The following is an 11201-nucleotide window of genomic DNA, read 5'->3' on the forward strand; positions in this document are numbered from 1 at the left end:
TGCGGCCCCCTCTAGGGTCGTGAGATCTCGGCGATATCGTCCAGATCCACGTCCCGGTGCAGGATCGTCTTGTAAGCGATCAGCGCCGCGCGCGGCATGACCCAGACGGTTTGGCCCAAAACCTCCCGCCGCACGGAACTTGCGAAATCAATCTCTTGCGGCATCCAAGCGCCGGTCCGTCCGTCTCGAAGGGCGAGGCGGTCCGGGCTGCCAATCTCGATCCGTTGGCCTGCATGATCGAGCTTAACATAAGTTAGCGACCATGGGCCTTCGACCAGCGTCTCCGGCCCCCAGATGATGCTCGGCGCGATGCTGTCGATAAAGTCGCGGTCGCCCTCGAAAGGCACATAAAGATCAATGTCATGCAAAGCCCGCGTCGCCCCATAGGCGCGCGCCGCGAGGCCGCCGACGATTTGATAGGGGAGGCCCGCCGCCTCGATTTCGGAAACAATCCACGCCAGCGCAGCGGCGGCGCGGGCGCTCACTTGGCCTGCGCCAGCAGCTTCTCCGCCCCTTGCCGCGCCAGCGGGGTCAGCCCGTCGCCGCCCGCATCGAGATGCGCCGCCATCGCGGCCCGCATCCGGGGGTCCCAGAATTTCTCGATATGGCCTGCGACCCCGTCAACCGCCTCCGTTTCGGGATAAGCGGCGAAGAAATCCGCGATCTGGTTGGCCATGGTGACAAGGTGGTCAGGCTTCATCAGCGGCTCCGAACTGGGCGGGATCGAACAGCATCACATCGCCCTTGGCCCGTGCGGCGATGGCCAGCCCTGCATCCGCAGCCAGCCGTAGCGCCAGCGCGCTAGGCGGGGAGATCGCGGCCAGAAGCGGGGTGCCGAGGGTTGCGGCTTTCTGCACCATCTCGACGCTCACCCGGCTCGACAGGGTCACGAAATCGCCGGGCTTCGGCCCGCCCGCGCGCAGGGCCCCGCCGATGAGTTTGTCGAGGGCGTTATGGCGGCCAATATCCTCCCGGATCAGCCGGACCTCGCCCGAGCCGTTGCACAGCGCCGCGCCGTGGACGGAATGGTTGAGAGCCTTCATCTCCTGCGCCTCGCGCAGCGCGTCGAAACTGCGCAGGATGGCGGCAACTGTGGGCCGGGCGCCGGTCACAGCCCGCGCGGGCCGCACCGCTGCGTCGAGACTTTGCGCCCCGCAGATCCCGCAGCCCGACCGGCCCGCGATGCGGCGGCGGCGGTCTTCGGCGGCGGTGAAAATCTCCGGGTCGGCCTTCAGATTGACCAGCCAACCATCCGCCGCTTCGGCGATTTTCACATCCGTCAGAACCTCCGCGGAAGGCACCAAGCCTTCGGACAGCGCGAAGCCGAGGGCGAAGTCCTCAAGGTCCGCCGGGGTCGCCATCATCACCGCGAAGCGTTGCCCGTTCGTTAAGATCGCGACCGGCATTTCCTCGGAAACATACCAACCGGTCGGTATGTTTCCGCCCTCCGCGGTTAAAACCCGACCCCTGGCATAGGGTGAATGAATCGATTTGTCGGACTTGTCGAGCATCACTCCGCCGCCGGAAGGTCGATCCCGTAATGGGTCTCTTCCATTTCTTCGCGCCTGGTCTGCCAGTCCGAGGGCTGGTTGGAGCGCGTCACTTGCACGGCGGTCACCTTATATTCGGGACAGTTGGTGGCCCAGTCGGAATTCTCGGTTGTGATCACATTCGCACCGGACAGGGGGTGGTGGAAGGTCGTGTAGACCACGCCTTGCGGCATCCGGTCCGAGACCCGCGCGCGGAGCGTCGTGGTGCCGATGCGGCTGCCGATGGAGACCATGTCGCCGGTGGCGATCCCGCGTTCTTCGGCGTCGAAGGGATGGATCTCCAGCTCGTCGGTTTCGTGCCATTGGCTGTTCTCGGTGCGGCGGGTTTGCTGCCCGACATTATACTGGCTGAGGATGCGGCCCGTAGTCAGGATCAGCGGGTAGAAGCGCGTGGTCCGCTCCGGCGTCGGGACGAATTCGGTCAGCATGAACTGGCCCTCACCGCGCACGAAGCCGTCCACATGCATGATCGGCGCGCCGTCCGGGTGCGCGTCGTTGACGGGCCATTGCAGGGTTTCGCGGTCGAGCCGGTCGAAGCTGACGCCCGCAAAGGTCGGGGTGAGGCGGGCGATCTCGTCCATGATCTCGGAGGCGCTGGCATAGTGCATGTCGTAGCCCATGGCGCGGGAAAGGCGGCAGACGGCTTCCCATTCGCTGAGGCCGGATTTCTCCGCCATGACCGGGCGCACGCGGTTGATGCGGCGCTCGGCATTGGTGAAGGTCCCGTCTTTTTCGAGGAAGGACGTGCCGGGCAGGAAGACATGGGCGAAGGCGGCGGTCTCATTGAGGAACAGGTCCATGACGACGAGGCAATCCAGCGCCTCCAGCGCCGCTTGCACATGGGCGGTGTTGGGGTCGGACTGGGCGATGTCCTCGCCCTGCACGAAAAGGCCGCGATAGGAGCCGTCGAGGGCGGCGTCGAACATGTTGGGGATGCGGAGGCCCGGCTCGGGGTCGAGCGGCACGCCCCAATCGGTCTCAAACAGGCTGCGCACATCATCAAGGCCGACATGGCGGTAGCCGGAGAACTCATGCGGGAAGCTGCCCATATCGCAGGAGCCTTGGACATTGTTCTGGCCGCGCAGCGGGTTCACGCCGACGCCTTCGCGCCCGATATTGCCGGTGGCCATGGCAAGGTTGGCCATCGCCATCACCATGGTCGAGCCTTGGCTATGTTCGGTGACGCCGAGGCCGTAATAGATCGCGGCGTTGCCCGCCTTGGCATAGGTGCGGGCGGCGAGGCGGATATGCTCGGCGCCGACGCCGGTGGCCTCCTCAACCGCCTCGGGGGCGTGGCGCGGATCGGCGATGAAGTCCCGCCAGAGAGTGAAACTTTTCGCCTCGCAGCGTTCGGCGACGAAGGCTTCATCGACCAGCCCCTCGGTCACGACAACATGGGCGAGCGCATTCATCAGCGCCACATTCGCGCCGGGTTTGAGCTGGAGGTGATGGGCCGCCTCGATATGGGGGGATTTGACGAGATCAATGCGGCGCGGGTCCGCCACGATGATCTGCGCGCCCTGCCGGAGCCGCTTTTTCATGCGGCTGCCAAAGACGGGATGCGCGTCCGTCGGGTTCGCGCCGATGAGCAGCATCACGTCACATTGATCGACGGATTTGAAATCCTGCGTCCCGGCGGAGGTGCCGAAGGTTTGCGAGAGGCCATAGCCGGTCGGCGAATGGCAAACCCGCGCGCAGGTATCGACATTGTTGTTGCCGAAGGCGGCGCGGATCATCTTCTGGACAACGAACACTTCTTCATTGGTGCAGCGGCTCGACGTGATGCCGCCGATGGAGGCGCGGCCATGCTGGTTTTGGATCGCCTTGAACCGGTCGGCGGCGAAGGCGATGGCCTCGTCCCAACTGACCTTGCGCCAAGGATCGGTGATTGCCTCGCGGATCATCGGCTCCGTCTGGCGGTCCTTATGGGTGGCATAGCCGAAGGCGAAACGGCCTTTGACGCAGCTATGCCCCTCATTCGCGCCGCCGGTTTTCGAGGGCACCATGCGGATGACCTCCTCGCCCTGCATTTCGGCGCGGAAGGAACAGCCGACGCCGCAATAAGCGCAGGTGGTCTCGACCGTGCGGCGCGGGATGCCGTGATCCACGACGGATTTTTCCATCAGTGTGGCGGTCGGGCAGGCCTGGACGCAGGCCCCGCAGGAGACGCATTCCGAGCCAAAGAAATCATCGGCCCCGGTGCCGGCGGAGACGCGGCTGTCGAACCCGCGCCCTTCGATGGTGAGCGCGAAGGTGCCCTGGACCTCCTCGCAGGCGCGCACGCAGAGCGAGCAGACAATGCATTTGCTCGGGTCATATTGGAAATAGGGGTTGGAGAGGTCCGGCGCGGCTTTGCTCTCCACGTCGAAATGGTTCTCGCCCTCCATGCCGTAGCGGACTTCGCGGAGGCCCACTTGCCCGGCCACATCCTGCAAATTGCAATCGCCATTGGCCGAACAGGTGAGGCAGTCGAGCGGGTGGTCGGAGATATAGAGCTCCATCACCCCCTTGCGCAGACGCTCCAGCCGCTGGGTCTGGGTGCGGACGACCATGCCCTCGCGGACCGGGGTGGTGCAGCTTGAGGGGGTGCCTTTGACGCCCTCGATCTCTACCAGACACATGCGGCAGGAGCCCCAGCTTTCCATCATATCGGAGGCGCAGAGTTTGGGGATGTCCCGCTCGATCATCGCCGCGGCGCGCATGATGGACGTGCCTTCGGGCACGGTGACGCTTTGGCCGTCAATGATGAGCGACACCTCCGCGCCCTTGCGGGCCGGGGTGCCGAGATCGGGCTGGCGCTGATAGGTCATGGCTGGCCTCCTGCGGTCTCAAAATCCTCGGGGAACAGGCGGATGGCCGAGCGCACCGGCATCGGGGTCAGCCCGCCCATGGCGCAGAGTGAACCATCTGTCATCACCTCGCACAAATCCTCCACGAGGGCGATATTGCGAGCGACATCACCCCCTTGGATGATCTTTTCGACGGTCTCTCGGCCGCGCGTTGCCCCCACCCGACAGGGCGTGCATTTCCCGCAGCTCTCGATTTCACAGAATTCGAACGCGAAGCGGGCCATTTCGGCCATGTCGACCGTGTCATCGAAAACGGTGATGCCGCCATGGCCAAGCATAGCAGAGTTTGCGGCCAAAGTCTCATAGCTCATGGGAAGGTCCAGCATGGCGGCGGAGACATAGGCCCCGAGCGGGCCGCCAAGCTGGGCCGCGCGGAAGGGGCGGCCCGAGAGGGTGCCGCCGCCGAAATCCTCGATCAGCTCGCGCAGGGAGACGCCGAAGGCTTTCTCGATCAGCCCGCCGCGTTTGATGTTTCCGGCGAGTTGGAAGGGCTGTGTGCCGGTGGATTGGCCGAGGCCGTAGCTGGCGTAGGCGTCCGCGCCCTTGGCGAGGATCAGCGGAACGGTGGCGAGGGTCAGCACGTTGTTGACCACGGTGGGCGCGCCGAAAAGGCCCGCGATGGCCGGGATCGGGGGTTTGGCGCGTACGGTGCCGCGTTTGCCCTCGATGGAGTTGAGCATGGCGCTCTCCTCGCCGCAGATATAGGCGCCCGCGCCGGTGCGGATTTTCACGCGGAAGGGGCGGCCCGTCTTGGCGATATCCGCGCCGAGCCATTCCTCGTTCTCCATGATCGCGACGGCTTCGTTCATGCGGGCAATCGCGTCCGGGTATTCCGAGCGGATGTAGAGGAAGCCGGTTTCCGCCCCCGTGGCGAGGCCCGCGATGGCCATGCCTTCGAGCAGCATGAACGGGTCGCCCTCCATCACCATGCGGTCGGCGAAGGTGCCGCTGTCGCCCTCATCGGCGTTGCAGGCGATGTATTTCTCGGCGCCGGGTTGCTGGCGGACGGTGTCCCATTTGATGCCCGCCGGAAAGCCCGCGCCGCCGCGCCCGCGCAGGCCGGAGGTTTTGAGGGTGGCGCAGATCTCGGCGGGGTCCGTCTGGAGTGCTGCCTTGAGGCCCGCGAGCCCGCCATGGGCGGCGTAGGCGTCGAGATCCAGCGGGTCGATCAGCCCGACGCGGGCGAAGGTGAGCCGTTCCTGGCGGGTCATCCAGTCCATCTTGTCGGTGAGGCCATGGGCGAGGGGGTGGTCGCCGCCCGATTGGATCGCGTCCACTAGCCCCGGCACATCCTCGGGCGTGACGGGACCGTAAGCGACGCGGCCTTCGGGCGTTTCCACCTCGACCAGCGGCTCCAGCCAGAGCATCCCGCGCGTGCCGTTGCGGCGGATCGTGGCATCCGGCGCGGCCTTGGCGAGGGCGGCGGCGACGGCGTCGGCCCCGACCGAGCGGGCGGCGGAGTCGCTGGGCACCCAGATAATCATGCCTGCGCCTCCGCAATCGCCGCGTCGAGCCGCGCGGGGGTGAGCCGCCCGATCAGCCGGTCATTGACCAGCGCCGCCGGGCCAAGGGCGCAATTGCCGAGGCAATAGACCGGCTCCAGTGTCACGCCGTTCGCGGTCTCTCCAAGCGCCGCACCGCGCGCGGCGCAGATCTCTTCGATCAGCGCCAGCGCTCCGACGGACTGGCAGGCTTCGGCGCGGCAAAGTTTCACCACCACCGGCCCCGCGGGTTCGCGGCGGTAATCGTGATAAAAGCTCAGAACGCCGTAAATCTCCGCCCGGCTGCGGTTGAGCCGCTGGGCGATGACATGCAGATCCGCCTCGCGCACCGCGCCGAACTGAAGCTGGATGTCGTGGAAAATTTCGAGCAAGGCATCGGGCGCGTCGGCATGACCGGCGCAGATGGCGGTGATGTCCTCCTCGCTGGGGATCTGCGTCACGCGGGCCTCCCTTGCTTGGCTGCTCTCTCTATGCGGCATTTTTATGCAAAATTTGCGGCAGCGCTTCCGTCAGGGTTGCATGGGCCTTGCGTCCTAGGCAATGGTTTTCATGGCCCGCCCAAAGGGCGGTCGCAAATTTCCAAGCCATCCGGCGCAGGCCGGGGCAAGCAGAGGGAGAAAGCCCATGAGAACCCGTGCAGCCGTCGCTTTTGAAGCTGGCAAACCGCTTGAGGTGATTGACGTCAATCTCGACGGCCCCAAAGCCGGGGAGGTGATGATCGAGGTCAAGGCCACCGGGCTGTGCCATACGGATGCCTTCACCCTCTCGGGCGACGATCCCGAGGGGCTGTTCCCGGCGATCCTCGGCCATGAAGGCGCGGGCGTTGTGGTGGAAGTCGGCGAAGGGGTGACGAGCCTCAAGAAAGGCGATCACGTGATCCCGCTCTACACGCCGGAATGCCGCGAGTGTGAGTATTGCCTTCATCCCAAAACCAATCTCTGCCAGTCGATCCGCGAGACGCAGGGCAAGGGCTTGATGCCCGACGGGACGAGCCGGTTCACGACGCTCGATGGCGATCCGATCCATCACTATATGGGCTGCTCGACCTTCTCGAATTACACGGTGTTGCCGGAAATCGCGGTCGCGAAAATCCGTGAGGACGCGCCGTTTGACAAGGTCTGTTACATCGGCTGCGGCGTGACCACGGGGATCGGCGCGGTGATCTATACCGCCGGGGTCGAGATCGGCTCGCGCGCGGTGGTGTTCGGCCTTGGCGGGATCGGGCTCAATGTCATTCAGGGGCTGCGCCTTGCGGGCGCGCGGCAGATCGTCGGGGTGGATCTCAACGACTCCAAGCGCGAGATGGCGGAGCATTTCGGCATGACCGATTTCGTGAACCCCAAGGAGGTCGAGGGCGATCTGGTGCCCTATCTGGTGAACCTCACCAAAGGCGGCGCGGATTACACCTTTGATGCGACGGGCAATGTGAAGGTGATGCGCGATGCGCTGGAATGTGCCCATAAGGGCTGGGGTCAGTCGATCATCATCGGCGTGGCACCGGCGGGGGCGGAAATCTCGACGCGGCCCTTCCAGCTTGTGACCGGCCGAAGCTGGCGCGGCACGGCCTTTGGCGGCGCGCGCGGGCGGACCGATGTGCCGAAAATCGTCGATTGGTATATGGAAGGGAAGATCGAGATCGATCCGATGATCACCCATAAACTCAAGCTCGACGAGATCAATCACGGTTTTGATCTGATGCATGAGGGCAAGTCGATCCGGGCGGTGGTCGAGTATTAATGGTCTCGATCCGCGCGTATAGGGCGTCCGATGGGGACGCCCTTTGGTCTGTTCTGGAGCCGGTTTACCGTGAGGGGGCGACCTATTGCATCCCCCGCGATATTTCGCGCGACGCCGCTTTGGCGGACTGGTGCGACGGCTGGACCGTGCTGATCGCGGAGGAGGACGGCGCGGTTCTTGGCACCGCCCATTATGGCGCGAACCGTCCTGGCGGCGGCGCGCATGTGGCCAATGCCAGCTTTGCCACCGCGCCCGCCGCGCGCGGCAAGGGCGTGGCGCAAGGGCTGCTGGATGCGGTTCTGGAGGGCGCGACGGCGGACGGGTTTCGCGCCATGCAATTCAACTTTGTCGTGTCCACCAATCAGGGCGCGATCCGGCTTTGGGAGCGGGCGGGGTTTGAAACGCTCTGCCGCCTGCCCGAAGCGTTCGATCATCCTGACCATGGCTATGTCGATGCGCTGGTCATGTTCCGCAAGCTGAATGGAGGGACCGATGGGTCTTGAGATCAAATCCGAAAACCGCCGCGCGGGTGGCCGCAATCTTGTGATGACGCATCAGTCGAAGATGCTCGGCAGCGAGATGACCTTCGGGCTGTACCTGCCGCCCGCCGCTGAAACCGGGCCGGTGCCGCTTTTGTGGTATCTCTCGGGGCTGACCTGCACCCATGAGAACGCCTTCACCAAGGCGGGGTTTCAGGACCATGCCGCCGAGGCCGGGCTGGCGGTGATCTACCCCGACACCAGCCCGCGCGGTGAGAACGTCGCCAATGATGAGGCTTACGATATGGGGCAGGGCGCGGGCTTTTATGTGGACGCGACGGAGGCCCCATGGGCCGCGCATTTCCAGATGGAAAGCTATATCACCAAGGAGTTGCGCAAGCTGATGGACAAGGAGTTTGCCTTCACCAATCACGGCATTTTCGGGCATTCCATGGGCGGGCATGGGGCGATCACGCTGGCCTGTCGCCACCCGGAGCTTTACGCAACCGTCTCGGCCTTCGCGCCGATTGCGAACCCGACGGAGTCCGAGTGGGGGCAGAAGCAATTGACCGGCTATCTCGGCGGCAAGGCGGAGGACCATAAGGACCACGATGCCTCACATCTTATTGAAAGCGGGGCGTGGACGGGCGATTTGCTCGTCGATCAGGGCACGGCGGACCAGTTTTACGATCTTCTGCGGCCCTGGGCGCTGAGTGCGGCGATGGCGAAAGTTAAAATGCCCGGAGTCGTGCGCTTGCAACCGGGTTACGACCACTCCTATGATTTTATTTCAAGTTTCGCCAAGGATCATATCGCCTGGCACGCTGCCCGGCTGTCCTGAGCCTCAAAGGAGTCGCCCCATGAACCTCGCCTCTCTTACCCGCGCGGCCACCGCGCTGAGCCTTCTCGCCATCCCGAGCTTTGCGCAGGATTTCAGCGATCCCGCGCTGATCGAGGAGGGCGAGGCGCAGTTTCGCAAATGCCGCGCCTGTCACATGGTGGGTGAGGATGCGCAGAAGCGTTCGGGTCCGGCGCTGAATGGGATGGTCGGCGGGCCGGTGGCGGCGAGTGAGGCGTTTGCCGATAGTCCGGGCTATTCGCCGGGGATGCTGGCCTTTGCGGAGGAAAACCCGGTGTGGACGCCGGATCTGCTGAACGCCTATCTCGAAAAGCCGCGGGATCTGGTGGAGGGCACGAAGATGGTCTTTGTCGGGCTGCGGGAGCAGGAAGAGCGGGACGCGATGATCGCTTATCTGGCGAGTTTCTCGCCGGATTTCGTCCCGGAGGCAAGCGGCGAAGCGGGTGCGGAGACGCCGGAGGAAGAGCCGGCGGAGTGATCTACCCTCTTACCGTCTGATCCAGCGGAACACTTCGGAGGCGGTCCAACCCGCCGCCAGCGCCAGCGCGATGGCGAGCAACCCGTAAAGCAAGGGCCGCTCGTTGGCGAGGTTGTAGAGCGTGCGCTCCAGCCCGACCTTGCGCACCGGCAGATCCTCGGCGTGATTGGCGATCACCCGGCCATTTTGCAGCAGGAAAATCCGCACGGTGAAATCGCCCTCGATGAGATTGGCGGGCAGGTCGATCGCCGTGTCGAACAGGGTTTGCTCGCGCAGGACGACCGGCGTATCGAGTTCGCGGTAGGTGCCCTGGCGGGTCCGCACATCGCGCACGGCGTCGGTAAAGACGCGCATATCATCGACATGGAGCGGCGCGCCGATCATGCGGATCGCGTTTTTGAGCGAGATCCGGTAGCGCAGATCGTCGGTATTGGTGAGCAGATCGCCAATCGGCTCGGTCGCGGCGACGGCATAGAAGCTGGGGGCCTGGTCCACCTCGACCGCTTGCCCGTTCATCCAGATGCCCCAATTGCGTTCCTTGCGGCGGACGATCACGGGGGTTGAGGGGCCTTGCACGGTCACGACCACATCGAGATTGCCCTCGCCCTCGATATTGCGCACGGCGCCGAACACATAGATCTGCGAGCCGGAGAAATCCGTGGTGATGGACACGTCCTCCTGACTGAGGCCGACCACGATATTGCTTTGCGTCTGGCGGCTCGGCTGGGCGAAGGCGGGGAGGGCGAGTGCGAGGAAGAGCAGCAGGCGGATCATGGCGAGACCCGCGTCAGTTCAAACATTTCGGACGGGGTCAGCACCAGATCGGCGAAGAGTTTGAGGCCCATGCCAAGCACCAGAACGGCGAGCATCAGGCGCAGATATTCGGGCCGCAGGATGCCCGAGAGCCGCGCGCCGATTTGCGTGCCGATCACCCCGCCGATGATGAGCAGCATGGCGAGGACCACATCGACCGTTTGCGTGCTGGTCGCGTGGAGGACCGTGGTGAAGCCGGTCACGAAGAGGATCTGGAAGAGCGAGGTGCCGATCACGACATTGGTGGGCATCCCGAGGATATAGATCATTGCGGGGAGCATGATGAACCCGCCGCCGACGCCGAGCATGGCGGCGATAAAGCCGATGGCGGCGCCGATCAGCGCGGGCGGGATCGGGGAGATATAGAGCTGCGAGCGGCGGAAGCGCATTTTATACGGGACGGCATGGACCCAGCCCCGTTTTCGCTTCGGTTTCTTATGCGCCTTGCCGATATTGCGCACGGCTTTGAGGCTCTCGACAAACATCATCGTGCCGATAATGCCGAGTAGCAGCACATAGCCGAGGCTGACCCAGAGGTCGATCTGGCCGATGCGTTCGAGATAGGAGAAGAGGCGGACGCCCAAGAAGGAGCCGATCAGGCCGCCGATGAGCAGGACGGTGCCCATTTTGAGGTCCACCGCGCCGCGCCTGAGATGCGCAAGCACGCCGGAGAAGGAGTTGGCGACGACCTGATTTGTCTGGCTCGCGACCGCCACGGCGGGCGGCACACCGATAAAGAAGAGGAGCGGCGTCAGGATAAACCCGCCGCCGACGCCGAACATGCCGGACATCACCCCCACAACCGCGCCGAGACCGAGGATCACGAAGAGATCCACCGAGATTTCAGCTATGGGCAGGTAAATTGGCATGGCGCTCCGGCAATTGGGGCGGTGTAACCCGCGAGGCTTGCGATAAGGTTAACCGCAAATGCTGC

12 protein-coding genes are annotated in these 11201 nt (G+C 64.5%); 4 read left to right on the forward strand and 8 right to left on the reverse strand.

The annotated features are described in order from the left end of the window. Positions 1-11: 11 nt before the first annotated feature. The 6 genes from ACMA5I_RS01290 to ACMA5I_RS01315 are packed head-to-tail and all read right to left on the reverse strand — an operon-like array spanning position 12 to position 6341. On the reverse strand, positions 12-485 hold the full coding sequence (locus tag ACMA5I_RS01290; protein WP_525884410.1) for a hypothetical protein: 474 nt from the start codon (positions 483-485) through the stop codon (positions 12-14). Beyond that, complete coding sequence (locus ACMA5I_RS01295; RefSeq protein ID WP_525884411.1) at positions 482-700, reverse strand: formate dehydrogenase subunit delta; 219 nt, start codon at positions 698-700, stop codon at positions 482-484. The genes ACMA5I_RS01290 and ACMA5I_RS01295 overlap by 4 nt, the downstream gene beginning before the upstream one ends. Next, positions 690-1511, reverse strand: coding sequence for a formate dehydrogenase accessory sulfurtransferase FdhD (gene fdhD, locus ACMA5I_RS01300; RefSeq protein ID WP_525884412.1), 822 nt, complete (start codon positions 1509-1511; stop codon positions 690-692). The genes ACMA5I_RS01295 and fdhD overlap by 11 nt, the downstream gene beginning before the upstream one ends. Next, the gene (fdhF, locus tag ACMA5I_RS01305) at positions 1511-4360 is read right to left on the reverse strand and encodes a formate dehydrogenase subunit alpha (RefSeq protein WP_525884413.1); all 2850 of its coding nucleotides are present in this window, start codon (positions 4358-4360) and stop codon (positions 1511-1513) included. Before fdhF ends, fdhD begins: the two co-directional genes overlap by 1 nt. Continuing rightward, on the reverse strand, positions 4357-5883 hold the full coding sequence (locus ACMA5I_RS01310; protein WP_525884414.1) for a formate dehydrogenase beta subunit: 1527 nt from the start codon (positions 5881-5883) through the stop codon (positions 4357-4359). Before ACMA5I_RS01310 ends, fdhF begins: the two co-directional genes overlap by 4 nt. After that, positions 5880-6341: an NADH-quinone oxidoreductase subunit NuoE family protein gene (locus ACMA5I_RS01315; RefSeq protein ID WP_525884415.1), complete on the reverse strand. Its 462-nt coding sequence runs from the start codon at positions 6339-6341 to the stop codon at positions 5880-5882. The genes ACMA5I_RS01310 and ACMA5I_RS01315 overlap by 4 nt, the downstream gene beginning before the upstream one ends. Positions 6342-6525: 184 nt before the next feature. Between ACMA5I_RS01315 and ACMA5I_RS01320 the strand changes: the two genes are divergently transcribed. From ACMA5I_RS01320 to ACMA5I_RS01335, 4 genes are read left to right on the forward strand one after another with little or no spacing between them, the layout of a single operon-like run. Continuing rightward, on the forward strand, positions 6526-7638 hold the full coding sequence (locus ACMA5I_RS01320; protein ID WP_525884416.1) for an S-(hydroxymethyl)glutathione dehydrogenase/class III alcohol dehydrogenase: 1113 nt from the start codon (positions 6526-6528) through the stop codon (positions 7636-7638). Next, positions 7638-8141, forward strand: a complete 504-nt coding sequence (locus ACMA5I_RS01325) for a GNAT family N-acetyltransferase (RefSeq protein WP_525884417.1) — start codon at positions 7638-7640, stop codon at positions 8139-8141. The genes ACMA5I_RS01320 and ACMA5I_RS01325 overlap by 1 nt, the downstream gene beginning before the upstream one ends. After that, positions 8119-8958: an S-formylglutathione hydrolase gene (gene fghA, locus ACMA5I_RS01330; protein WP_525884418.1), complete on the forward strand. Its 840-nt coding sequence runs from the start codon at positions 8119-8121 to the stop codon at positions 8956-8958. Before ACMA5I_RS01325 ends, fghA begins: the two co-directional genes overlap by 23 nt. A gap of 19 nt (positions 8959-8977) precedes the next feature. Further along, on the forward strand, positions 8978-9454 hold the full coding sequence (locus ACMA5I_RS01335; RefSeq protein WP_525884419.1) for a c-type cytochrome: 477 nt from the start codon (positions 8978-8980) through the stop codon (positions 9452-9454). Positions 9455-9463: 9 nt separating this feature from the next. On the opposite strand, the gene ACMA5I_RS01340 is transcribed toward ACMA5I_RS01335, so the two are convergent. Continuing rightward, entirely contained in the window at positions 9464-10228 is a 765-nt protein-coding gene (locus ACMA5I_RS01340; protein WP_525884420.1) for a TIGR02186 family protein, read from the reverse strand. Further along, a complete protein-coding gene (locus ACMA5I_RS01345; protein ID WP_525884421.1) occupies positions 10225-11136 on the reverse strand; it encodes a sulfite exporter TauE/SafE family protein in 912 nt (303 codons plus the stop codon). The genes ACMA5I_RS01340 and ACMA5I_RS01345 overlap by 4 nt, the downstream gene beginning before the upstream one ends. Between the last annotated feature and the right edge of the window lie 65 nt (positions 11137-11201).

This window comes from Jujubicoccus corallicola, from assembly GCF_047345645.1.
Lineage (GTDB): Bacteria > Pseudomonadota > Alphaproteobacteria > Rhodobacterales > Rhodobacteraceae > JBLEFH01.